The organism is Jiangella gansuensis DSM 44835 (assembly GCF_000515395.1).
Lineage (GTDB): Bacteria > Actinomycetota > Actinomycetes > Jiangellales > Jiangellaceae > Jiangella > Jiangella gansuensis.
This window is the reverse complement of the sequence record NZ_KI911782.1, coordinates 1,044,998-1,067,942: the sequence shown is the minus strand read 5'-3', so window position 1 is coordinate 1,067,942 and position 22,945 is coordinate 1,044,998. Positions and strand designations below refer to the sequence as shown.

The window sequence follows — 22,945 nt, the reverse complement described above, 5'->3', positions numbered from 1 at the left end:
CCCGTTGGTTCAGAACACTTCCAGTGCCGGCAGCGGCACCACCAACCGCCCGCCCCATGAGCGGACGTACTCCAGCTGCGCGGCGATCTCGGTGCGCAGATTCCACGGCAGGATCAGCACGTAGTCGGGCTTCTCCTCGGCCAGCCGCTCCACCGGATGCACCGGGATGTGCGTGCCGGGCAGGAACTTGCCGTGCTTGAACGGGTTGCGGTCGACGGTGAACGGCAACAGGTCCGCACGGATGCCGCAGTGGTTGAGCAGCGTGTTGCCCTTGCCCGGTGCGCCGTAGCCGGCCACCGTCGCGCCCTTGCGATGGCACTCGACGAGGAATTCGACGAGGTCGTTGCGGACCTCGGCGACCGCGGTGCTGAAGCCGGCGTGTCCGTCGAGGGTGTGCAGCCCGGCCGCGGCCTCGTCGGCCAGAACCTTCGCAACCGCGGCGCTCGGCTCTCCTGCGGAGTCCGTCGGCGTCGACCATGTGCGCAGCGAACCGCCATGGGTGGGCAGCTCGTCGACGTCGACGACGGTGAGGCCGGCGGCGGCCAGCACCCTCGACGTCGTCAGCAACGACAGGTACGAGTAGTGCTCGTGATAGATGGTGTCGTACTCGCGCCCCTCGACCAGCCGCAGCAGGTGCGGGATCTCGATGCTGACGAACCCGTCGTCGGCCACCAGGGCGCGCAGGCCCTTGGCGAAGTCGACGATGTCCGGCACGTGCGCGAAGACGTTGTTGGCGACGACGAGGTCGGCCCGCCCGTGCCTGGTGGCGGCGTCCGCGCCGGTCTCCTCGCCCAGGAAGAACACCTCGGTCGGGATGCCCTTGTCCACGGCCGCCTGCGCGACGTTCGCGGCCGGCTCGATGCCCAGGCACCGGATGCCCCGCTCGACCACGTGCTGCAGCAGGTAGCCGTCGTTGCTGGCCACCTCGACGACGAACGAGCCGGCACCGAGGCCCAGCCGCGACATGGCACCGTCGACGAACGCCCGCGCGTGCGCCACCCACGAGTCGCTGTAGGAGGAGAAGTACGCGTAGTGGCTGAAGATGTCCTCGGCCGGGATGTACGCCGGCAGCTGCACCAGCAGGCACTGCGGGCACACTCGCACGTGCAGCGGATAGAAGGTCTCGCCCTGGTCGAGCTGGCCGGCCTCGAGGATCGCCTCGCACGGTGGCGACATGCCCAGGTCGACGAACGTGTGGGTCAGCTCGGCCGAGCACAGCCGGCAGGTGGGTGTCGTCATCGCGAGACCTCCGCCACCTGCTGCAGCCGCAGCTCGTCGTCGAGCCGGCCGGCGTCGATCAGCTCGCGGATGCGGGCCAGCCGGACGAACCGCGGCCCCTCGAAATGGTCGGCGGTCAGGCCGACCCGCTGGAAGTCCGCGGCCAGCTCGCGGATGCCGTCCGGGACGGTCCACGCCGGCACGAACGCCGGCAGCACGTCGTGGATCTTGGTGAAGTCGACCTTGTAGTCGCGCTGGTCGGGGCCGGCGTCTTTGGCGAACGTGACCGGCACGCCGACGATCTCGGACACCTGGACGGCGATGTCGCGGATCTGCATGACGTCCTCGTCGCGACCGACGTTGAACGCTTGGTCGTGCACGACCTCGCGGGGCGCCTCCAGGGCAGCGAGGAACGCGCGCGAGATGTCCTCGATGTGCACCAGCGGCCGCCACGGCGTGCCGTCGCTCTGCAGCCGCACCTCGCCGCGGGTGTGCGCGGTGCCGGTGAGGTTGTTCACCACGATGTCCGCCCGCAGCCGCGGCGACGAGCCGTACGCCGTCGCGTTGCGCAGGTAGGTCGGGCTGAAGTCGTCGTCGGCGAGCTTCGACAGCTCCCGCTCGGCCACCACCTTGCTCTCGCCGTACGGCGTCACCGGGTTGAACGGCGCCTCCTCGTCGACGGCGGCACTGCCAGCGGCGCCGTACAGCGAGCAGGACGAGGAGAACAGGAAGCGCGGCACGCCGGCCTGCTTGGCGACGCGCGCGAGATGGACCGGGGCAGTCGCGTTGACCGCGAGGGTGGCGGCCGGGTTGAGATGCCCGATCGGATCGTTCGAGATGGCCGCCAGGTGCACGACCGCGTCGAACCCCGCGAGATCGGCCGGAGTCACGTCTCGTACGTCGCCGGAGCGGCTGGCGCCGTCGGGCGGCAGGTCGCCGAAATCGCAGCCGTCGTACCAGCCGGCGTCCAGTCCCGCGACGTCATGACCGTGCCGGCGGAAAAACGGAACGAGGACGGCGCCGATGTAGCCGCGGTCGCCCGTCACGAGAACGCGCATACTGCCCCCCAAGGCATGAAGGCCCTCGAAATTCCGGACCCCCCGCCCGGAACAAAGCCCCACGAGGAATGTACCTGCGCAAATCGCCGCAGTCGACCCACGGACCGCCGAGAGCCGCTACACGAACAAGCAGAACGGGTGGCCGTCGGGGTCGAAGAGCACCCTGACGTCCTGCTGCGGCTGGAAGTCGGCCAGCTCCGCGCCGCAGGACACCGCCCACTCCGTCGCCGCGGCGAGATCCTGGACATGGATGTCCAGGTGCTGCGATGCCGTCTGGTGCCCGTCCACAGCGGGCCACACTGGCCGGGTGAAATGCCGTTCGAACTCGAAGCTCAGCGTCGGACCGCCCACTCCGTCCGGCGGCCGCACCTGTGTCCACCCGGCTTCCGGTGGGTCGTCCGGCGCCGGGCCCGCGTCAGCCGTCACCGGCCAGTCGAGCAGCCTCGAGTAGAACCGCGCCAGCTCACGCGGCTGCGAGGTCCCGATCGTCACCGATGTCACGCGCAGTTCCGGCTTCTCCACTGCTGCCTCCTCGGTCCGTCCGGCAGGCCTGTGCCAGGCCCCTCGAGCTGATCACGATAGTCCCGGAGCCGCGCGACGCCGCCGCCTTGTCAAGATCTGCAGGGCGCCCGTCCCCGTCACAGTCATGGCCTCAATGTCACGGGATCGGCGCCTAGGCGCCGGAGGCACCCGGGAGCGAGTAGTGCCGGACAGCTTGGGCGTCGCCGGTACATGCAGCACCCATCGACGCTGTACATGGTCAGTTTCGCGCGGCGTGTGATCGCCGGCTGCGCACCGCGGCAGCTTGCTCCCAGCCGCCCGCCCACCGCTCGGTTCGGATGCGCTGCGCCCACGCAGCCGCCGGCCACGCGCACATGTTTCTCAGTGTCACACGTTCCGCAGTGACGCCCCACGTGGATTCGGTCGGTGTCACTCTGGTGACACCTTTTATAGCGAAACGCGGTCGGCCAGGGTCGGTGATGGAGGGGAACCCGCCCGGGCCGCCGACACCACAGACCGGCGTGGCGGCCGGTCGGACGCATCACCCGGCCGCCACGCCTGATCACGACACGGGGAACGAGGACTCCATGAGCCAGCCCGCTCACCTCCCACACCGCTTCGCCCTACACCGCCGCTACGACCTCACCGGAATCTCCGGAACCGGCCTGGTCGCCTACGGCACCCAATACCCCAGCGGCCGCGTCACCCTCGCCTGGTGCTGCTCGGACATCCAGTCCATCGCCGTCTACGACACCATCGACGACATCGAACGCATCCACGGCCACGGCGGCCTCACCGAGATCCGCTGGATCGACCCGCCCAACCACGCCGACACCACGCACAACGACCTCACACCCACCGCCCTGACCAGCGAGCACACCCGCTGCGCCACCGCCAAACAGACCGCGTGACGACAGGGCCTACCGGCTTCGCGCTCAGTCCAATCAGCAGCCACGCTCGACGAGCAGGGCCTTGAGCAGGGCGCCGTTCTCGTAGACGACACGGTAGAGCTGCTGGAACGGCCCGTCCTCGCGAACGGCGACCATCTCGAGTTCACCGTCGTAGCAGCGCTCGATGCGTAGCCGTGCACGCCGGCTCTGGCTCGCCGCCGTCACGACGACGACGTGGTCCCAGCCGCGCTCGCGGGCGAGGTCGGCGAGCATCCTCGCCTCACCCCGGGTGGTCGGCGGCGACGGCACCACGCAGATCTCCTCGGGCGAGTCGTCCAGCGGTTCGCAGCGGCGGGGATCGTGGATCGAGACGACGACGGCCGGCGCCAGGCCGGCGCGGGCGAGGTCCCAGCCGTACGCGGTGCGTTCACCCGGTCCGGCGAAGACGACGATCGCGTCGGCCCGCGTCGGAGTGTCGGTGGGCGGGAACACGAACAGCCGCGCCTCGACGGCGAGCACCACCAGCAGCACCGCGGCCGCGATGACGGCACGGCGCCGCTTCCCCCCAGGCCAGCGCACACCGTGAGCATATGGTCTCGACTGTCCTGATTCGCGAACCCGGTCTACGATGAGGCATCTGCCGGCAGCTGGGGGTTGTGCGGCGATCAACTCGCGTGGGGGGCCACATGGCGGGGTCGATGCGCACCAGGGCTGGCGACGGGAGACCGCGCCGTCGCCATCAGGTGCCCGCGGCGGTCGTGGACGTATGCCGCGGCACCACGCCGTCGCTTCCCGCCGCGCAGCCGGTGCGTCGCGATTTCGCCGACGCCGCCCGGTACCACCGGGTCGCCCCGCTCGCGCATGTGCTGCTGCGCGACGACGATCCCGACCTCGCCGCCGTCCTGAAGCCCGACCGCGACGCCGCCATGATCCGCCACCTGACCGCGGGCATCGTCCTCGACCAGCTGTCCGCGACGTTCGGTGAGCTGCCGTGGGCCACCGTCAAAGGCCCGGTGCTCTCCGAACACGCCCATCCGGCTCCCGGCCTGCGGTCGTACACCGACGTCGACATCCTGGTGTCGCCGGGCGCCCTGCGCGAGGCCGCTGGCCGGCTGCTCGACGCGGACTGGCAGGTCGTGGACTTCCGGGACATGCTCCGCAATGTCAACACGCCCGGCGAGATGCACCTCGTCAGCCCCACCGGGGTGCTGGTCGACCTGCACTGGTCGCTGATCAACATGTCGCCCACCCGGCGCCGTTTCTCGGTCGACACCGACCAGCTGCTCGGCCGCCGGCGCACCGTACCGGTGGCGGGGTCGGACACCTGGACCCTCGACGCCGCCGACTCCCTGGTCCACGTGTGCCTGCACGCCGCGCTGACCGGCGCGCACAAGATGCTCTGGCTGCTCGACGCCGACCAGCTGGCCCGTCGCATCGAGGGGTGGGACGACGTCGTCGCGCGGGCCAAGGAGTGGGGCGCCGGGCCCGCCGTGGCGTTGGTGCTCTCCCGGGCTCGGGCGCTGCTCGGCACGCCGCTGCCGGACGACCTGGCCGAACGCCTCGGCATCTCCCACGGATTCCGGCTGGTCACCGGCACGGTTGACCGCCTACAGCCGGTACCGCGGCTGCGCCAGGACGCCTCGCTCCCCCGGCTCGTCGCCCGCTCCGTGCGGCCCACGGGTGGGCGCACCCTCACCGCGGTGGGCAGCCGCGGCCTGCGCGGACTGACCGAGCGCGTCGGCCTGACGGGCTCCCGCTCCGGCCCTCCGGCGGCTCGCCAACCGGCCGACCGCGAAGCACTCGAGACGTACCTGCGCGCCGTCGAAGCCCAGGCGGCAGCGCCGTGAGCCGCCACCGTCGCACGCACAGCACCGACGACGAGCGGGCGGCCGGAAACGCCCGGCCGGCCGGGGACGCTACACCTGCCGGTGACGACGTGCCCGCCAGCGACGACTACGTCGGCCTGGCCGCCTCGGCTCGCCGGCAGCGGCGCTCGGTCCAGCGTCTGCGCCGGCTGATCGGGCACAGCGTCCGGCTGTCGTGGGCAGCCGACCGGCGCGCGTTCCTCGTCACCGCGTCGCTGCAGTTGCTGGGCGCCGCCGTGGTGGCAGCCCAGGTGCTCATCGTCAAGCTCGTCCTCGACGCCATCCTCGACGTCACGTCGGGCGACGCGGGAACCGAGCGCGTCGTGGCACCGATCCTGCTGCTGGCCGGGGTGACGGCGCTGGTCGCGGTCTCTGCGGCGGTGCAGACCAACCAGCAGCGGCTGCTGTCCGAGCTGGTGATGCGTTCCACCTGGCAGCAGATGCTCGACGTCGCCGGGGCGGTCGGGCTGCGCGCGTTCGAGTCGCCGGGCTTCTACGACCGCCTGCAGCGGGTCCAGACCAACGCGCTGAGCCGCCCGTATCAGCTGACCCAGGGCCTGATCGGGCTGGCCGGCGGCGTCGCCGGGACGGTCGGGCTGTCCATCGCCATCGTCAGCCTCGAGCCGGCGCTGCTGCCGCTGCTCCTGCTCGCCGGGTTGCCACTGTTCTTCAGCTCGCGTCGCGAGAGCCGGCTCGAATTCGACTTCGCCGTCGCCCAGACCCCTCGGCTACGGCTGCGCCACTACCTCGGCATGGTGCAGACCGGCCGCGACGAGGCGAAAGAGGTCCGCGCGTACGGGCTCGCCGACGCGCTGCGGCAACGCTTCGACGCGGTCTACACCGAGTACACCAGCGACCTGCGCGACCACCTGCGCCGGCGCACCCGCGTCGCCGTGGCCGGCAACCTCGCGTCGGCGGCATTCCTGGCCGCGACACTGCTGGCGCTGGTGTGGCTGATCGGGCGGGGGCGGGTCACCCTGGCCGAGGCGGGCGCGGCCATCATCGCGATCCGACTGCTCGCCGCGCAGGTCAACACCGTGTTCCGGGGTGCGCAGCAGATCTTCGAGTCCGGTCTGTTCCTCGACGACCTCGCCGGCTTCGTCGCCATGCGCCCGGCGGCCGAGGCCGCGGAGGCGGGTGCGCCCGCGCCGTCGTCGTTCCGCACCCTCGCCGCCGACGGGCTGACGTTCACGTACCCCGGCAGCACCGCGCCCGCGCTCGACGACATCTCCATCCGCCTGAACGTCGGTGAGATCGTGGCTCTGGTCGGCGAGAACGGCTCCGGCAAGACCACACTGGCCAAGCTGCTCGCGGCGCTGTACGAGCCGGACGCCGGCACCGTGCGCTGGGACGGCGTCGACGTGTCCGGCTACGCGCGCGACGGCCTGCGGCGTTCGGTGGCGGTGGTGTTCCAGGACTTCGTCCGCTACCACCTGACCGCCCGCGACAACGTCGGCCTCGGCCAGGTCGACCGTATCGACGACGACGCGGCCATCGCCGCGGCCGCCCGCCGGGCCGGTATCGACACCGTCGTCGACGGCCTGCCGCACGGCTGGGACACCTACCTGTCGAAGATGTTCACCGGGGGCCGCGATCTCTCCGTCGGGCAATGGCAGCGGGTGGCGCTGGCCCGCGCGTTCTTCCGTGACGCGCCCTTCGTCATCCTCGACGAGCCGTCCGCCTCGCTGGACCCGCGGGCCGAACACGCGCTGTTCCAGTCGCTGCGTGAACTGCTGGGCGGGCGGACGGTGCTGTTCATCTCGCACCGCTTCTCCACCGTCCGCACCGCCGATCGCATCTACGTGCTTGACGGCGGCCGGGTGACCGAACACGGCTCGCACGACGAACTGATGGCCCGTGACGGCCACTACGCCGAGCTGTTCCGGCTGCAGGCGGCCGCCTACCTCGCGCCGGAACCGCAGGCCTGACCGCGTCACAGGCGGGAGCCCGCGGGCACCTACGCTCGTGCCGGAGCGAGATCCGCGGGCGATGAGGAGTGAGTGACGTGTCCGACCTGAGGACGTTCGGTGGCTGGCGGTCCTGGGAAGATGCCCGGTCCGCCCTGGCCGGACGCCTGTCCGCCGAGCAGCTCGACCGGCTGGCCGCGGCGTACGCGTTCGCCGCGGAGCGCCACGCCGGCCAGACCCGGCCCGCCGGCGAGCCTTACCCGTGGCATCTGCTCGAGGTGGCGGAGATCCTCGCCGACGAGCTCGCCGTGACCGACACCGACCTGCTGGTCGCCGCGCTACTGCACGACGTCGTCGAGGACACCCCGGCGACGCTCACCGACGTCGCCGACGAGTTCGGGCCACGGGTGGCCGAGCTCGTCGGTCACGTCACCATGCCGGCCCCCGCCGCCGACGACGAGCCGGGCACCGCACGGCACCGCTACCTGCACGGGCTGCGGGAGTTGCCCCTGGACGCGCTGCGGCTGAAGCTGGCCGACCGCTACAGCAACGTGCAGCACCTGGACACCCACCCCCGGCCGGCCAAGCAACGCTCGTACTATGCGGAGACCCGCCGCTACCTCGTCCCGCTGGCCGCCGCCGACCCTCGTCTCGCCGCCCTCTACGCGGACTGGGAACGTACCTACCACTATCTCGGCGACGAGCCGGCGTAGCGCCGCCGGGCCCCTCCCACCCCTTAGAGTGGCGCGACGACAGGTCCAGGGAGGGAGCGGAGCCGTGCGCCGTCGACGACGCGTCATCGTCGGTCTGCTGGCAGCGTTGGGCGTGCTGGCCGTGGCCGCGGCGGTGTTCTGGTTCGTGTTCGTTCCTCACTGGCGGCCCGGGCTCGACGACGGCGAGCGGTTCGGTATCGACGTCTCGGCGCACCAGGACCGCATCGACTGGGACCTCGTCGCCGGCGACGACATCGAGTTCGCGTACATCAAGGCCAGCGAGGGCCAGGGCTGGGTGGACGACTGGTTCGTGGCGAACTGGGACGGAGCGGCCCGGGCGGGCATCGAGCGCGGCGCCTACCACTTCTTCACCCTCTGCGCGCCCGGCGAGGCGCAGGCCCGCAACTTCCTGCGCGTCGCGCCGCCGGACGACGACGCCCTCCCGCCGGCCATCGACCTGGAGCTGAGCGGCAACTGCAGCGAGCGGCCACCCGCCGACGAGGTCGCCCACCAGGTCCAGGCGTTCGTCGACCTGGTCGAGGAGGCGTGGGGGCGCGACCTGCTGTTCTACGTCCGGCCCGACTGGGAATCGCTCTATCCGGTGCGGGACGGGCTGGACCGCGACCTCTGGGACTTCCGCTTCCTTCGCCGCCCCACCGACGAACGGTGGCGGGTGTGGCAGGTGAACATCTTCGCCGACGTCGACGGCATCGACGGCGACGTCGACCTCGACGTCATGCGTCCGGGCTGACCGACCAGCGAGCGGCACAGATCAGCACCGGCGACCAACCCGTCCGGGTTTGCCCGGATGTCCCGCCGGGAAGAGATGTGTAGTCGACCGGCCGAGATACGGAGGACCTGCCCATGATCGTGCTCGGACTGCTGTTGCTGGCCGTCGCTGCCGCAGCGCTCGTCGTCGCCGTCCTGGAAGGTGGCGGCCAGGTGGCGGTCAGCGCTTTCGACGTCGACCTGGAGCTCCCGCTGTGGGGTGTCTTCGCCGCCGGCATCGGCACCGGGCTGATCGGGCTCCTCGGGATCCTCGCGCTGCGGGCGGATGTGCGGCGCTCCCGCGAGCGGCGAGAGGAGATCGAGTACCTGCGGCGCAAGGTCGCCGCGCACGAGCGGGAGGCCGGCCGCGACGAGGACGAGGCTCCTCGCGCCGACCGACGCGACCACGGGGACGACGTCGGCGGCTGGCTCGGGCAGGCGCACCAGCACACGCGGGTCGGCGCGCCGGCGCAGGAGGCCCAGCCGCTGTACCGGGCGCAGCAGGGCTGACGCGCTGATGCCCGTCTGCGGGGCGCGGCGGCGGCCACCAGCAGGCGTTCTCCCGCCTCACCGGGCAAGCATGCGTGGTGACGCGGGAACACCCATGGTGGACGTGATCATTTCGGGGCGGAGACCGGGACCGGGGCTGGGAGGCCCGCGGCGGCGGTGACGGCGGCGGCGATCCCGGAACGGAACGGCGGCCCCCACGGCACCCGCGCCAGATAGACCGGCACCCGCTCGACGATCTCGCCGGCCTGCTGGAACTGACGGTCCAGGACGGCCGGGTCGGTCCAGCCGAGCAGCCGCGGGAAACGCAGCAACGTGATCAGGGCGTCCATCGCGCCCAGGCGGGTGACCTCGACGGTGTCGTGCTCGTGGTCCGGCAGCGGGATCATGATGCCGGCCAGCGGCAGCTGGTCGCGGGTGGCCGGCTCGACCCGCAGTGCGTCGCGGGCGTCGCTGGTGACGCGGGCGGTCGGGGCGGCGGCGAACCGTTCGGTCAGCTCGGCCGCGGACTTGCGAAGCCGTAGCTCCGTCGCCCCCAGCCGGCAGCCGTACCCGCCGTCCCCGGCGATCCGGTCGAGGCGCAGCACGTCGTCCGTGACGAGCGCGCCTCCGTCGGCGCACAGCAGTGTCGCCATGGTCGACTTGCCCATACCGGAGCGGCCGACGAAGGCGACCACGCTGTCGCCGACCTGGACGGCGCTGGCGTGCAGCACCACGTCGCCGCGGACCGTCAGCAGGAACGACAGCAGGGCACCGGCCGTGAGGATGCCGGCGATCCCCGGGTCCGCGCCGGCGACGAGGTCCACCCGCACGGAACGCAGTCCCGGTGCGACGACGAAGTCACAGGTCCGGTAGAAGCGCAGGTGGTAACCGCCGTCGTCGGTGGCGGTGAACGTGTAATACGGCTGGTCGGTCTCCAGGTGCGCGATCACCCGGCCGGGCGGCGGCGCCTCGCGGCCCGGAATGGGCCGGCCCCACCGGATCGCGACGTCCGGCTCGCCGTCGGCTGCCGCCGTCCGTTCCTGGTGTAGCGGCACTTCGGACGCGACCCGCAGGCCGTAGAGGAACTGCCGGTCCAGCGTCATCGCTCACCACCGATCGTCTCCAACGCCTGATACAGCGCCGCACCGGCCGGATCGAGGCTGACGCCGTCGACCTCCAGCCAGGCATGCGCCTGGATGCGGCCGTCCACCTTGGCCACCCCGACCCGCAGCACGGGACGCCGCCGGCGCAGGACGTACCCGGTCACCAACGCGCGGCGCAGGCAGGTGTCGCCGAACGGCCAGTGCCGCAGCACCCGCCGCGCGCTGCGCAGGCGGCGCCGCAGACGTGGGTCCAGCCGCGCGGTCAGCCCCGTTCCCAGCCGTTCCGACGACGACGGCATCAGGTCGCCGCCGCTGTCCAACCGCAACGGCGCACCCACCAGCCGCGCCAGCCTGGGCAGCGTCGTCACCCGCAGCCCCACCTCGACCACGAGCGCCACCCCGGCCGCGGCCAGGACCGCCGGCCACTCCCGCGGCGGGACCGCGCGGATCATCGGCTCGCCAGCCAGGCCTGCTGGAGCAGCGCGCCGCTCAGCGTGGACGGACGGTCCGACAGCCAGCCCGCGCGCAACGCCTCCGGGTCGACGAGGCTGGTGTCGACTCCGGAGCCGTCCCAGCCGCGGGCGAACTCGCGAGTGGCCTCACCCATGTACGCGGTGTCGAAGCTGGCCTTGCTCGACCGGCGCAGGATCTCGTCCGGGAGCACGTCGGCGAAGAGAATCCGCATCAACGACGTGCGGCCGGCGTAGCCCCACCGGCCGCCGGCGTGGGCCAGCGCGGCGAGAAAGCCGTCGTCGAGCAGAGGATGCCCGACGACAACGTCCTGCTCGGCACCCAATGCCTGGTAGTTGGTCAGCACGACGTCGACTGCACGGCGGTGCCGGGCCCACCAGATCGAACGGTCCCAGGCCAGCGGCTCGGCGGCCTCGTCCGCGGCCAGCAGCCGGCGATGCTCGCGAGCCACTAGCGGCCGCAACCAGGGCTGCTGGTCGTATCGGGCGATGTCGCGGCGCTGCCGAACCCGTCGCAGCTGCGCCGGCGCCAGAGCCGAGGCCGCCGCCCGTAGCAGAACCGGGCTCGGCCGCCGACGCTTGCGCACCAGGAGCGTCACCGGGGTCACCCGGCGCGGACCGATGACCTCATCGCCGCCCTCGCCGGTCAGCAGGGTGCCACCGGACGCCGTCGTGAAGAGGGCGTCCTTGACGTGGAAGGACGGCGGCCAGAGCACTCCGCGGCGCAGCAGACTCGCTCGGGCCGCGTCGCCGAGCAGGTCGCTCTCCCCACTGATGGAAATGCGCACCCACTCGCGCAAGCCGAGATGGTCGATCACCAGCCGCTGCCAGCGTGACTCATCGGCGGCTTCGATGCCTGGATAGATTTCGGTCACCGGGATCGGGTCGGCGAGGCCTTCCCGGCGCGCAACATGCGTGGCAACGGCCAGGACCGCGGACGAGTCACGGCCGCCGGAGAACGAGACGTAACAGGGCGGGCGTAGAAGCGCACGGCGGATGGCCGCCTCGAAAGCGGCGCGAGCCGACACGTCGGCGTCCGGCAATGCCGCCATGGGATGCACGCCGTGCACCCACGATGTCGCCAGTTCGAACTCCGAAAGCCGGTAATACGGTGACGGTGCTGCCGCGGCGTCAGCCGACTGCGGCGGCCAGCTCTCCCGAACCACGAACGTGCCCCCCGGGTTCACAGCCACCCGGCACGTGGAGCCGCCCCACGGCGCAACGGCCCCACGTGCTCTCGGGTGTGACGGCGTCAGGACAGGCCGCCGCCGGGCGGACGGTCGTTGCCCCAGGTGAACCAGAGAATCTGGTCCGAGGACCCCTTGCCGCCGTGCGCGAGTGTCAGCTCGCGAACGGAACCCACTTCTTCGACCACGGGTGGCTGATATGCCATAGCCGTGCCCCCCTTTCTGGTGCCCTCACCGAGGGCAGACGGCGGAGCTTCCACCAAAGCTCCGCATATACAACAAACCAGAGCGTAGCGTGTCGATAGCCGCTATGGAGGCAATTCGAGCGAATTCCCTAGGTGCGTTCTCTGCCCTTGCCCAGGTAGGGCGTCAGGAAAGGACGCCACCGGGGTCGTTGTCGTACCTGAACCACTGGACCTGGTCCGACCGGCCACGACCGCTCGCCGCAAGGGTCAGGTCGCGAACGGACCCGATCTCCTCCAGGGCTGGCGACTCATACGTCATCGGATACCCACCTTTCTTCTCGTGTGCGTGCTGCGGATATCACCAGGCGTCGGTTTCCCTACGGGAATGCCTGCCTGATGAAGCGGGTGGACCCACTCGACGTGATCATTCGTCGACTGAATCGAGCAGATTGCGCTCGCGGAGCATCCGGACGAAGGCCTCGGTGTCGGCGCGCGCGCGGTCGGCGGGGATGCCGAAGGCGTCGACCAAGCCGTCGGCGAGCTCGTCGGCGGAACGGTCCTCGGCCAGCAACCGCAACAGGGTCGAGCCGGACTCGTTGGTCTTGAGGTAGGTGGACGACGACAGGTCCAGGATGACGGTCTCGCCGTCGATCTCACGCCAGCTCACGCCGTCGGTACGCAGCTTCATAGGCCCCCCAACAGAATCTGCTGCGGCGACTGTATCGCATACCCCGGACGGTCGCCGCTCGGAGGAGCGTTCGCTCAGTTGGCAGACGTGATCATCCCGGCACCGACGGTGCGGTTCGTCGACTCGTCGACGAGGATGAACCCGCCGGTCGAGCGGTTGCGCCGGTACTCGTCGGCCAGCAGCGGCACCGTGGTGCGCAGCCGCACCCGGCCGACGTCGTTGAGCCCGAGCTGGGTGGCGGTGTCGTCGCGGTGCAGCGAGTTGACGTCGAGCCGATACTGCAGTTCCTTCACCAGCGCCCGTGCCGTCCGAGTGGTGTGCTTGATCGCCAGCTTCTGCCCCGGCACCAATGGCGTCTCGGCCATCCAGCACACCATCGCGTCGATGTTCTGCGCGACCGCGGGTTGGTTGTGCGGCCGGCAGATCAGGTCGCCACGGGAGATGTCGATCTCGTCCTCGAGCCGGATGGTCACCGACATCGGCGCGAACGCCTCGGCCACCGGCCCGTCGGCGGTGTCGATGGAACTGATCCGGGTGGTGAAACCGCTGGGCAGCACCATGACCTCGTCGCCGGCCTTGAGCACCCCGCCGGCGACCTGCCCGGCGTACGCGCGATAGTCGGTGTGCTGCAGCGACTGCGGCCGGATGACGTACTGCACCGGGAACCGCACGTCGACGAGGTTGCGGTCGCTGGCGATGTGCACGTGCTCGAGGTGGTGCAGCAGCGACGGGCCCTCGTACCACGGCATGTTCGGCGAGCGGCTCACGATGTTGTCGCCGTGCAGCGCCGAGATCGGCACCACGGTGAGGTCGGGGACGTCGAGCTTCGTCGCGAAGGACGAGAACTCGCGCTCGATCTCCTCGAACACCTCCTGCGACCAGTCGACGAGGTCCATCTTGTTCACCGCGAGCACCAGGTGCGGCACCCGCAGCAGCGACACGATGAACGCGTGCCGGCGGCTCTGCTCCACCATGCCCTTGCGGGCGTCGACCAGCACGATCGCCAGGTCCGCGGTGGACGCGCCGGTCACCATGTTCCGCGTGTACTGGATGTGGCCCGGGGTGTCGGCGATGATGAACTTGCGCCGCGGCGTGGCGAAGTAGCGGTAGGCGACGTCGATGGTGATGCCCTGCTCACGCTCGGCCCGCAGGCCGTCGGTGAGCAGCGCGAGGTTGGTGTACTCGTCGCCGCGCTGCTGGCTGGTGCGCTCCACGCTCTCCAGCTGATCGGTGAAGATCGCCTTGGAGTCATAGAGCAGCCGGCCGATCAGCGTGCTCTTGCCGTCGTCGACCGACCCCGCCGTGGCGAACCTGAGGAGATCCATGCTCAGAAGTAGCCTTCCTTCTTCCGGTCCTCCATGGCCGCCTCGCTGACGCGGTCGTCGCCACGGGTGGCGCCGCGCTCGGTGAGCCGGGTGGCGGCGATTTCGTCGATGACCTTCTCGACCGTGTCGGCGTCGGACTTCACCGCGGCCGTCAGCGAGGCGTCGCCGACGGTGCGGTAGCGGACCTTCGCGACGAAGGTCGCCTCGCCCTCGCGCGGGCGGCAGAACTCGTTGTTCGCGAACAGCATGCCGTCGCGCTCGAACACCTCGCGGTCGTGCGCGTAGTAGATGGACGGCACCTCGATGTTCTCGCGCTGGATGTAGTGCCAGACGTCGAGCTCGGTCCAGTTGGACAGCGGGAACACCCGGATGCTCTCGCCCAGGTGGATGCGGCCGTTGTAGAGGTTCCACAGCTCCGGGCGCTGGTTCTTCGGGTCCCACTGGCCGAAGTCGTCGCGGAAGGAGAACACTCGCTCCTTCGCCCGGGCCTTCTCCTCGTCGCGGCGCGCACCGCCGAACAGCGCGGTGAACCGGTGCTTCTCGACCGCTTCCAGGAGCACCGGCGTCTGGATGCGGTTGCGCGAGCCGTTGGGCTCCTCGGCGACCAGTCCGCGCTCGATGGCCTCCGGCACCGACGCGACGACGAGGTTGACGCCCAGCTCGCCGACCCGCCGGTCGCGGAACTCCAGCACCTCGGGGAAGTTGTGCCCGGTGTCGACGTGCATGACGGGGAACGGCATCGGAGCCGGCCAGAACGCCTTCTCGGCCAGCCGCAGCATGACGATGGAGTCCTTGCCGCCGGAGAACAGCAATACCGGGCGCTCGAGCTCGGCGGCCACCTCCCGGAAGATGTGCACGGCCTCGGCCTCGAGCAGGTCGAGCTGCGAGAGCTGGTACTCGTGGATCGTCATGGGGCGGACCTCCCAGTCCGGCGACTGTCAGGCGTGGCCGGTTGCGCGTCGTGGCCGGCGGTCGCGGCCAGGAGCGCATCGGCGAGTTCCGGGCGGGCGACGAGCAGGTCGGGCAGGTACGGGCTGGGCTGGTTGTAGCGCAGCGCGGAACCGTCGACGCGGCTGGCGTGCAGCCCGGCGGCGCGGGCGACCGCCACCGGCGCTGCGGAGTCCCACTCGAACTGGCCGCCGGCGTGCAGGTAGGCGTCCACCTCACCGCGTACGACGGCGGCGGCCTTGAAACCGGCCGAGCCGATCGGCACCAGCTCGGCGCCCAGGACGCCGGCGATGTGCTCGGCGACGGCCGGTGGGCGGCTGCGGCTGACGGCGATGCGCACGGGCCCGCCGCGGCGCGCGGGGACTCCAGGTGCAGGCTCGCTCACCAGCGTGGTGTCGAGCGCCGGCAGCGCGACGGCACCGGCGACCAGGTCCCCGCCGGCCCAGCACGCCACGTGCACTGCCCAGTCGTCGCGGCCCTCGGCGAACTCGCGGGTGCCGTCGAGCGGGTCGACGATCCACACCCGCGACGCCGACAGCCGGGCGGCGTCGTCGTCGTCCTCTTCGCTGAGCACCGCGTCGCCGGGCCGTTCACGGGCCAGCTCGGTGGCCAGAAATCGTTGGGCTGCGCGATCCCCGGCGTCGCGCAGCTCACGAGTGCCCGTTCCCGGCTCGTTCGCATCGAGGTGACCGCGGCGCAGCTCAGACAGCAACCCGCCCGCCTCGGTGGCGAGGCGGGCGGCCAGTGCCGCGTCGGTCGATGCCACGGGGACTCCTCGAGCCAGGTCGTCGAACGCCCCAGCGTAGGACCTCCGGCCCCGCAGTTCTCGACCCCGCCCACCATCCGAGACATCCCGTCCACGATGTGAGCGCCCCAAATGATCACGTGGCGTTGGGGTGCTCCCGCGTCACCAGGAATGCTTGCCTGGCGCAGCGGGAGAACGCATCGAGAGGGGGACGGCCGGCACACCTGATCACTCGCGGCCCAGCACACTCGGCGCGGCGTCGGCCAGCGCCTCCCGCCAGGGCCGCAGCGGTGGCAGCCCAAACTGCGCCCACCGCTCCTGCGACAGCACCGAGTTGGCCGGACGCAGCGCCACCCGCGGCACGTCGTCGCTGGTGACCGGCCGGACTCGGCGAGGGTCGAGACCGAGTTCCACGAACACGGCGCGGGCCAGGCCACACCACGTTGTGGACCCGGAATTGACCGCGTGCAGCACCCCAACGACCTGCGGCAGCCGCGCGGTCTCGACGATCCGGTCCGCCAGGTCCATGGTCCACGTCGGCTGACCGTACTGGTCGTCGACGACGTCGACGTACTCCTGTTCGGCCGCCGCGGCGGCGATGGTGCGCACGAAGCACCGGCCGGACTCCCCGTAGAGCCAACCGGTCCGCAGCACCACGCCGGACTCGGGCAGGATCTTCAGCACCGCCCGCTCACCCTCGGCCATGGTGCGTCCGTACGCCGTCGTCGGGCTCACCGTCGCGTCCTCGGGATACGGGCCGACGCGGCCGCCGTCGAAGACGTAACTGGTCGACACGTGCACGAGACGTAGGCCGGTGCGTTCGCAGGCGCGGGCCAGGTTGGTCACCCCGTCGGCGTTGACGGCCCACGCGCCGTCCTCCTCGACCTCGACGGCGTCCACGTCGGCCCGGCCGGCGAGGTTGACGACGACGGAGCCGGCGCCGTGGTCGCCGATCCGGGCGATCGTCGACACGGCAGCGTCGACGGCGCGGGCATCGGTGAGGTCCAGGACCTCGCGAGTGGTCGGGATCACGCGCTCCCGGATCGCGCGCAGCATGGCGACGAGGTCGCGGCCGAGCAGACCGTCAGCACCCGTGACCAGCCACGTCGCCACCCTGCCTCCCGTGGCGGTCGTCTCCTCGGTCAATACGCGCCGGTACTGCGCACCACCGCGCCAGCAGTCCGGCCAAGCAACTGCAAGTCGTCACCATAGGACCAGTTGTCGACATAGCGCAGATCGAGCCGCACCGTCTCACTCCAGGAGAGGTTCGAGCGTCCGCTCACCTGCCACAGACCGGTCATGCCCGGCGTCGCACGCAACCGGCGGCGCGCGACACCGTCGTAGGCCGCCACCTCTTCCGGCAACGCCGGCCTCGGCCCGACCAGCGACATGTCGCCACGCACCACGTTGATCAGCTGCGGCAACTCGTCCAGCGAGTACTTGCGCAACAGCCGGCCGACCCTGGTGATGCGGGGGTCCTGCCGCATCTTGAACATCGGCCCGTCGCTGTCGGCCTCACCCAGCAGCTCCGTCCGGCGCAGATCGGCATCGACGTGCATGGTGCGGAACTTCATCATGGTGAAGAACAGGCCGTCCTGCCCCACCCGCACCTGGCGATAGATCACCGGCCCCGGCCCGGACAGCCGCACTGCGGCCGCGATGCCCGCCATCAGCGGCGAGAGCAGAAGCAACAGCACCGCCGCCACCAGCCGGTCGGTCACGACCTTCGCCACCAGCCGAGCACCGGTCGGACGCGCGTGGCGCACGTGCAGCAGCATCCCGGACCCCATGGACCCCACACCGACCCGGTGGGTCGCGACATCGGAGAGCCCGAGATCGGTCACCAGGTCGACCCCCATGTCCGCGAGCGTCCAGCTCAGCGCCCGCAGCCGGTCACCGGTGAACTCCGAACCAGGCGTCACGCACACCGTCCGGGCTCGGACTCGCAGCACGGACTCCCGAACCGACCTCATCAGCGCCTCGTCGCGGACGTCGTCGTCGTGGCCGGGCAGCCCCTTCTCCAGTCGACCCACCACCGGAACCGTCGCCGGAGGGGCCGTGCCGTCATCCTCCACGCAGGCGGCCACGACCGTCAGCGGGCGGTTCCCATCACGGCCGAACCGGTCAACCGCCGCCGCGATGCTTGCCGCCGGGCCGACGACCAGAGTGCGCCGGGTGGCGCGGCCGAGCTGCCGCAGCGTGCGAAGCCGGCGCCGCACGTAGACGCGGACCGCGAGCGAGCCGACGACCAGGATCGCCGACGCGGCCAGGAATGGCCCGCCGAGCAACCGGACGCCGAGTGCCGCGCAGCCGATGGCCACGACGGCGACGACCGCCGCAAGCGCGCGTAGCACATCACCGTACGGGCTGCCACTGCCGAACAGGCGGTCGGCATGCGCGGTCTTGACGGTCAGCACACAAGGGTAGGCCAGCGCTATCACGCTGAGCGCGACCGCCTGTGCCGTCGACGGCACCTGAACCGGGCCGCCAGGCAACCAGATCGCGGCGAGCGCCGTCAGCCCGGTGAACGCATCACCGGCCGCCGTCGCGCGACGGTAACGAAAAGGCCGCCTGATCGCATACCCGGGATCGCCACCACTCCTATCGCCATCGGAATGCGATGACGATCTCCGTGGTCGCGTGCGCGCACCAGTCGACGATAAACCGACCGTAGCCATGGCCCCCCCAAGGCTCCGATACCCCCCACCGGCTCATGTCCAAGCCGACGAACTGGAAGGGACTATACGCGCAATGGGCCTAATGGGGCCACCCGATCGTTCGGGTGATTTCGGACATGCCGGGCCATGCGCCGGCGACAGCGCTCGCCTCAGGTGTTGTAGTGATTCTGCGCGTACACCAAGCCGTCGACGACGACCGCCTCGACGGCGTCGGCGGCCCGGTCGACCTCCAGCTCCAGTTCCCGCTTTTCAACAGCGGAGAAGGGCTTGAGCACGAAGGCCGCCGGGTCCATCCGGCCCGGCGGCCGGCCGATGCCGAAGCGCAGCCGGCAATAGTCGCCGGTGCCGACGCGCGCACGCACCGAACGCAGCCCGTTGTGACCGTTGTCACCGCCGCCGCGCTTCAACCGGATGGTGCCGAACGGGAGGTCGAGCTCGTCGTGAAGCACCAGCAGCCGCTCGGCCGGGATCCTGTAGAAGTCGGCGAGCTGCGCCACCGGCCCGCCGGACTCGTTCATGTACGAGTGGGGGACGGCCAGCACCGCGCGCGAACCGGGCACGCCGCCCAGCCGCGTCTCGGCCACGTCGGCGCGCAACCGGCGCTGCGACTTGAGCTTCGCGCCGGCACGCGCCGCCAGCAGGTCGATGACCATGGCGCCCACGTTGTGACGAGTGCCGGCATAGGTCGGGCCGGGGTTGCCCAGCCCGACCACCAGCCACGCGTTGTCGGACATCTGCAGGCTCCCCGGCCCGGTTGTGGTGCTCAGAGGTTGTCGTGCTCAGAGGTTGCCGTGCTCAGGCTGCGGTGCTCAGGACTCGTCGCTGGATTCGTCCTCGGCCGGCGCCTCCGCGGCGCCCTCGGCCGGCGCCTCCTCGGCGGCCTCCTCGACCTCGCCCTCCATCTGCTCGGCAGTCGGAGCGGCGGTGACGTTGACGACCAGGAGCTCGTCGTCGGCGGCCAGCGTGGTGCCGCTCGGCAGCGTCAGGTCCTTGGCGTGGATCTGGGTGCCTTCCTCGAGGCCCTCGACGGACACCTCGATGCCCTCGGGCAGGTGGGTGGCCTCGGCCTCGACGGAGAGGGTCGGGCTGTCCAGGTTGACCAGCGTGCCCGGCGCGGCCTCGCCGACCAGGTGCACCGGCACGTCGACGGTGACCTTCTCGCCGCGCTTGACCAGCAGCAGGTCGACGTGCTCGATGAAGCCCTTCAGCGGGTCGCGCTGCACGTGCTTGGGCAGGGCCAGCTCGTTGCCGTGACCCTCGATGTCGAGCGTGAGCAGCGCGTTGGCCGTCTTCAGCGCCAGCATCGTGTCGTGGCCCGGCAGGGCGAGATGAACCGGGTCGGTCCCGTGTCCGTAGAGGACCGCGGGAACCTTGTCGGCGCGGCGAAGACGGCGCGCGGCGCCCTTGCCGAACTCGGTGCGCAGTTCGGCGGCGATCTTGACGTCGGACACGGTGAGAACTCCTCGGAGAATGCGGTGGGCGGTCAGCGGCACGTCGGGCTCGGGCAAGGGCGCGCACCGACTGCGCACCGCGTCGATCACGGTGCCGTCGGATGGACAGCACCCTCGCCGAGGCAACCCTCGAAGTTTAGCCCCCGATCAGCCCCGATGTGAAACCGGCCCCGTGCATCGTGCCGGACCCGGGTGACGGGGGACGCCGCCTCGCCCGCGTCGGTTCGTTCCTCGCCCCGATGCCCGGCCGAACCCTGGCGCCGTTCCCCGTCGCCCGGTCCGTTTACGCGTTGCCGTTGAAGAGGCTGGTGACCGAGCCCTCTTCGAAGACCTCGTGGATGGCCCGGGCGATCAGCGGCGCGATCGACAGCACCGTCAGCTTGTCGAAACGACGGTCCTCGGGGATCGGGAGCGTATTGGTGACGATGACCTCTCTGATGCCGGCCGAGTTCTTCAGCCGGTCGACCGCCGGGCCGGAGAGCACCGCGTGCGTGGCTGCGACGAGTACCGACTCGGCCCCGGCCTCCACCAGGGCCTCGGCCGCCTGGGTGATGGTGCCGGCCGTGTCGATCATGTCGTCGACCAGCAGACAGGTGCGGCCCTCGACGTCGCCGACGACCTCGTGCACCTTGACCTCGTTGGCGACATCGGGGTTGCGGCGCTTGTGGATGATGGCCAGCGGGGTTCCGAGCCGGTCGGCCCAGACGTCGGCCACCCGCACCCGGCCGGCGTCGGGCGACACGACCGTCATGTTCGTGGCGTCGTAGTGCTCGGACACGTGGTTGGCCAGAATGGGCAGCGCCCACAGGTGGTCCACCGGACCGTCGAAGAAGCCCTGGATCTGCGCGGTGTGCAGGTCGACGGCCATCAACCGGTCAGCACCGGCGGTCTTGAACATGTCGGCGATCAGCCGGGCCGAGATGGGCTCGCGGCCGCGGTGCTTCTTGTCCTGCCGGGCATACCCGTAGAACGGCATGACCACGGTGATCTGCTTCGCCGACGCCCGCTTCAACGCGTCGACCATGATGAGCTGCTCCATGATCCACTCATTGATGGGCGCGGTGTGGCTCTGGATGACGAACGCGTCGCTGCCGCGCACGCTTTCCTCGAAGCGGACGTAGATCTCGCCGTTGGCGAAGTTGTACGTCTTGCTCGGCACCAGACTGACGCCGAGGCAGTCGGCGACCTCGGAGTTCAGTTCGGGATGTGCGCGTCCCCCGAACAGCATCAATGTCTTCGTGCCTGTGGCCCGGATCCCCGTCACGCCTGCTCCCCCTCAGCCTGGTCGGCGCTGTGCTGTTCCTTCGCCTGCCGCGCGGCCTCGTCGGTGGCCGTACCCGCGCGCTTGCGCTCGACCCAGCCGTCGATGTTGCGCTGACGGGCCCGCGCGACGGCGAGCTGGCCCGGTTCGGTCCCCGCGACGACGGTGGACCCGGCGGCGACGTAGCTGCCGTCGGCCAGCTCGACCGGTGCCACCAGCACCGAGTCGCTGCCGACGAAGCTGTGCCGCCCGACAACGGTGTGATGCTTCGCCACGCCGTCGTAGTTGGCGAAGATGGTGCCGGCGCCGATGTTGGCGCCCTCGCCGATGGTGGCGTCGCCGACGTAGGTCAGGTGCGGCACCTTGGCGCCGCGGCCCACCGTCGACTTCTTGATCTCTACGTACGCGCCGGCCTTGGCCTTGGCCTCCAGCACGGCGCCGGGACGCAGATAGGTGAAGGGCCCGACGGCGGCGGACTCGCCGATGCGCGCGCCGGTGGCGTGCGTGCGCACGACACTGGCGCCGGCACCGACGACGGTGTCGTGCAGCGTGGCATCGGGGCCGATCTCCGCCCCGGCGCCCACCTCGGTGGCGCCCAGCAACTGCACGCCCGGCCGCAGGACGACGTCGCGGGCGAGGGTCACGGTGACGTCGATCCACGTGGTGGCGGGGTCGATCATGGTGACGCCTTCACGCATCCAGCGCTCGGTGACGCGGCGGTTGAGCTCGCGGTTCATGGCCGCCAGCTGGACGCGGTCGTTCACCCCCTCCGTCTGCCAGGGATCGTCGGTGACGACGGCGCCCACCCGCAGACCGTCGGCGCGGGCCAGCCCCAGCACGTCGGTCAGGTACAGCTCGCCCTGAGCGTTGTCGCTGGTGACGCGCTGCAGGTTGGCGCGCAGCACGGCACCGTCGAAGGCGTAGATGCCGGAGTTGATCTCGGTGATGCGCAGGACGTCGGCGGCAGCGTCCTTGTGCTCGACGATGGCGCGCACGCCGCCGTCGTCGGCACGCACGATGCGGCCGTACCCCGTCGGGTCGGCGACGTGGGCGGTCAGCACCGTGACGGCGTTGCCGTCGGCCACGTGCGTGTCGACCAGAGCGTTCAGGGTGTCGCCGGTGAGCAGCGGGACGTCGCCGTAGGTGACCACGACCACGCCGTCTGCCGGCGGCAACTGCTCCAAGGCCACCATGACCGCATGCCCGGTACCGAGCTGCTGCTCCTGCACCGCGGTGGTGACGCCGGGGGCGACCTGCTCGAGGTGCGCCGCGACCTGATCACGGCCGTGCCCGATGACGACGGTGAGGTGATCGGGTTTGAGATCCTGAGCCGCGGCGACGGCATGCCCCACCAGGGAGCGGCCGGCGACCTCGTGCAAGACCTTGGGGGTGGACGACTTCATCCGGGTGCCCTCGCCGGCGGCGAGAACAACGACGGCTGCCGGGCGCGTAGTCACGCGTTCGTGCTCCTCGGCTTCGGTGGCGGGACCGGGCA

At 71.0% G+C, this 22,945-nt stretch carries 25 protein-coding genes; 6 read left to right on the top strand and 19 right to left on the bottom strand.

Annotated elements, in window-relative coordinates:
* Positions 1-9: 9 nt before the first annotated feature.
* The 3 genes from JIAGA_RS0105350 to JIAGA_RS0105340 all read right to left on the bottom strand — a co-directional run bounded on the left by JIAGA_RS0105350 (position 10) and on the right by JIAGA_RS0105340 (position 2,798).
* Positions 10-1,239, bottom strand: coding sequence for a class I SAM-dependent methyltransferase (locus JIAGA_RS0105350; RefSeq protein ID WP_026874866.1), 1,230 nt, complete (start codon positions 1,237-1,239; stop codon positions 10-12).
* Positions 1,236-2,264: an NAD-dependent epimerase/dehydratase family protein gene (locus tag JIAGA_RS0105345; protein ID WP_245597117.1), complete on the bottom strand. Its 1,029-nt coding sequence runs from the start codon at positions 2,262-2,264 to the stop codon at positions 1,236-1,238. The genes JIAGA_RS0105350 and JIAGA_RS0105345 overlap by 4 nt, the downstream gene beginning before the upstream one ends.
* Before the next feature lie 129 nt (positions 2,265-2,393).
* Positions 2,394-2,798 carry a VOC family protein gene (locus tag JIAGA_RS0105340; protein WP_157552728.1) on the bottom strand — a complete coding sequence of 135 codons (405 nt, stop codon included), beginning with the start codon at positions 2,796-2,798 and terminating at the stop codon, positions 2,394-2,396.
* 566 nt (positions 2,799-3,364) lie between these two features.
* Here JIAGA_RS0105340 and JIAGA_RS27715 point away from each other — a divergent pair.
* Entirely contained in the window at positions 3,365-3,688 is a 324-nt protein-coding gene (locus JIAGA_RS27715) for a hypothetical protein (protein ID WP_051425754.1), read from the top strand.
* A 33-nt stretch (positions 3,689-3,721) separates the two neighbouring features.
* Here JIAGA_RS27715 and JIAGA_RS0105330 read toward each other — a convergent pair whose 3' ends face one another.
* Positions 3,722-4,246, bottom strand: a complete 525-nt coding sequence (locus JIAGA_RS0105330; protein WP_026874863.1) for a YdcF family protein — start codon at positions 4,244-4,246, stop codon at positions 3,722-3,724.
* 179 nt (positions 4,247-4,425) lie between these two features.
* Here JIAGA_RS0105330 and JIAGA_RS27710 point away from each other — a divergent pair, with 179 nt between their 5' ends.
* The 5 genes from JIAGA_RS27710 to JIAGA_RS0105305 all read left to right on the top strand — a co-directional run bounded on the left by JIAGA_RS27710 (position 4,426) and on the right by JIAGA_RS0105305 (position 9,430).
* On the top strand, positions 4,426-5,514 hold the full coding sequence (locus JIAGA_RS27710; protein WP_169738824.1) for a nucleotidyltransferase domain-containing protein: 1,089 nt from the start codon (positions 4,426-4,428) through the stop codon (positions 5,512-5,514).
* Complete coding sequence (locus JIAGA_RS0105320) at positions 5,511-7,460, top strand: ABC transporter ATP-binding protein (RefSeq protein WP_211239522.1); 1,950 nt, start codon at positions 5,511-5,513, stop codon at positions 7,458-7,460. The genes JIAGA_RS27710 and JIAGA_RS0105320 overlap by 4 nt, the downstream gene beginning before the upstream one ends.
* 77 nt (positions 7,461-7,537) lie before the next feature.
* On the top strand, positions 7,538-8,152 hold the full coding sequence (locus JIAGA_RS27705) for an HD domain-containing protein (RefSeq protein ID WP_211239521.1): 615 nt from the start codon (positions 7,538-7,540) through the stop codon (positions 8,150-8,152).
* 64 nt (positions 8,153-8,216) lie between these two features.
* Positions 8,217-8,903 (top strand): GH25 family lysozyme, encoded by a 687-nt coding sequence (locus tag JIAGA_RS0105310; RefSeq protein ID WP_026874861.1) that lies wholly within the window; start codon positions 8,217-8,219, stop codon positions 8,901-8,903.
* Between the two features lie 113 nt (positions 8,904-9,016).
* On the top strand, positions 9,017-9,430 hold the full coding sequence (locus JIAGA_RS0105305) for a hypothetical protein (RefSeq protein WP_026874860.1): 414 nt from the start codon (positions 9,017-9,019) through the stop codon (positions 9,428-9,430).
* Between the two features lie 107 nt (positions 9,431-9,537).
* Here JIAGA_RS0105305 and JIAGA_RS27700 read toward each other — a convergent pair whose 3' ends face one another.
* The 15 genes from JIAGA_RS27700 to glmU form a co-directional block, all read right to left on the bottom strand.
* Positions 9,538-10,512, bottom strand: coding sequence for a phosphoenolpyruvate carboxykinase (ATP) (locus JIAGA_RS27700; RefSeq protein WP_051425751.1), 975 nt, complete (start codon positions 10,510-10,512; stop codon positions 9,538-9,540).
* Positions 10,509-10,964: a lasso peptide biosynthesis B2 protein gene (locus tag JIAGA_RS32785; protein ID WP_051425750.1), complete on the bottom strand. Its 456-nt coding sequence runs from the start codon at positions 10,962-10,964 to the stop codon at positions 10,509-10,511. Before JIAGA_RS32785 ends, JIAGA_RS27700 begins: the two co-directional genes overlap by 4 nt.
* Positions 10,961-12,034 (bottom strand): asparagine synthase-related protein, encoded by a 1,074-nt coding sequence (locus JIAGA_RS27690; RefSeq protein ID WP_157552725.1) that lies wholly within the window; start codon positions 12,032-12,034, stop codon positions 10,961-10,963. The genes JIAGA_RS32785 and JIAGA_RS27690 overlap by 4 nt, the downstream gene beginning before the upstream one ends.
* A 200-nt stretch (positions 12,035-12,234) precedes the next feature.
* The gene (locus JIAGA_RS34330) at positions 12,235-12,375 is read right to left on the bottom strand and encodes a lasso RiPP family leader peptide-containing protein (protein WP_157552722.1); all 141 of its coding nucleotides are present in this window, start codon (positions 12,373-12,375) and stop codon (positions 12,235-12,237) included.
* Between the two features lie 163 nt (positions 12,376-12,538).
* The gene (locus JIAGA_RS36335; RefSeq protein WP_157552719.1) at positions 12,539-12,673 is read right to left on the bottom strand and encodes a lasso RiPP family leader peptide-containing protein; all 135 of its coding nucleotides are present in this window, start codon (positions 12,671-12,673) and stop codon (positions 12,539-12,541) included.
* 105 nt (positions 12,674-12,778) lie between these two features.
* Complete coding sequence (locus JIAGA_RS0105275) at positions 12,779-13,042, bottom strand: PqqD family protein (protein WP_026874859.1); 264 nt, start codon at positions 13,040-13,042, stop codon at positions 12,779-12,781.
* Positions 13,043-13,116: 74 nt separating this feature from the next.
* The gene (gene cysN / locus JIAGA_RS0105270; protein ID WP_035812118.1) at positions 13,117-14,367 is read right to left on the bottom strand and encodes a sulfate adenylyltransferase subunit CysN; all 1,251 of its coding nucleotides are present in this window, start codon (positions 14,365-14,367) and stop codon (positions 13,117-13,119) included.
* 2 nt (positions 14,368-14,369) lie between these two features.
* Entirely contained in the window at positions 14,370-15,278 is a 909-nt protein-coding gene (cysD, locus tag JIAGA_RS0105265) for a sulfate adenylyltransferase subunit CysD (RefSeq protein WP_026874858.1), read from the bottom strand.
* Complete coding sequence (locus tag JIAGA_RS27685; RefSeq protein WP_051425749.1) at positions 15,275-16,081, bottom strand: 3'(2'),5'-bisphosphate nucleotidase CysQ; 807 nt, start codon at positions 16,079-16,081, stop codon at positions 15,275-15,277. The genes cysD and JIAGA_RS27685 overlap by 4 nt, the downstream gene beginning before the upstream one ends.
* A 207-nt stretch (positions 16,082-16,288) precedes the next feature.
* On the bottom strand, positions 16,289-17,173 hold the full coding sequence (rfbD, locus tag JIAGA_RS0105255; protein WP_026874857.1) for a dTDP-4-dehydrorhamnose reductase: 885 nt from the start codon (positions 17,171-17,173) through the stop codon (positions 16,289-16,291).
* A 29-nt stretch (positions 17,174-17,202) separates the two neighbouring features.
* Positions 17,203-18,738: an exopolysaccharide biosynthesis polyprenyl glycosylphosphotransferase gene (locus JIAGA_RS27680; RefSeq protein ID WP_084469478.1), complete on the bottom strand. Its 1,536-nt coding sequence runs from the start codon at positions 18,736-18,738 to the stop codon at positions 17,203-17,205.
* Positions 18,739-18,887: 149 nt separating this feature from the next.
* Positions 18,888-19,472, bottom strand: coding sequence for an aminoacyl-tRNA hydrolase (pth, locus tag JIAGA_RS0105245; protein WP_026874856.1), 585 nt, complete (start codon positions 19,470-19,472; stop codon positions 18,888-18,890).
* Positions 19,473-19,547: 75 nt separating this feature from the next.
* Positions 19,548-20,189, bottom strand: coding sequence for a 50S ribosomal protein L25/general stress protein Ctc (locus JIAGA_RS27675; RefSeq protein ID WP_035813459.1), 642 nt, complete (start codon positions 20,187-20,189; stop codon positions 19,548-19,550).
* A gap of 283 nt (positions 20,190-20,472) precedes the next feature.
* Positions 20,473-21,453 (bottom strand): ribose-phosphate diphosphokinase, encoded by a 981-nt coding sequence (locus tag JIAGA_RS0105235; protein WP_026874855.1) that lies wholly within the window; start codon positions 21,451-21,453, stop codon positions 20,473-20,475.
* Positions 21,450-22,907, bottom strand: coding sequence for a bifunctional UDP-N-acetylglucosamine diphosphorylase/glucosamine-1-phosphate N-acetyltransferase GlmU (gene glmU / locus JIAGA_RS0105230; protein ID WP_026874854.1), 1,458 nt, complete (start codon positions 22,905-22,907; stop codon positions 21,450-21,452). The genes JIAGA_RS0105235 and glmU overlap by 4 nt, the downstream gene beginning before the upstream one ends.
* Between the last annotated feature and the right edge of the window lie 38 nt (positions 22,908-22,945).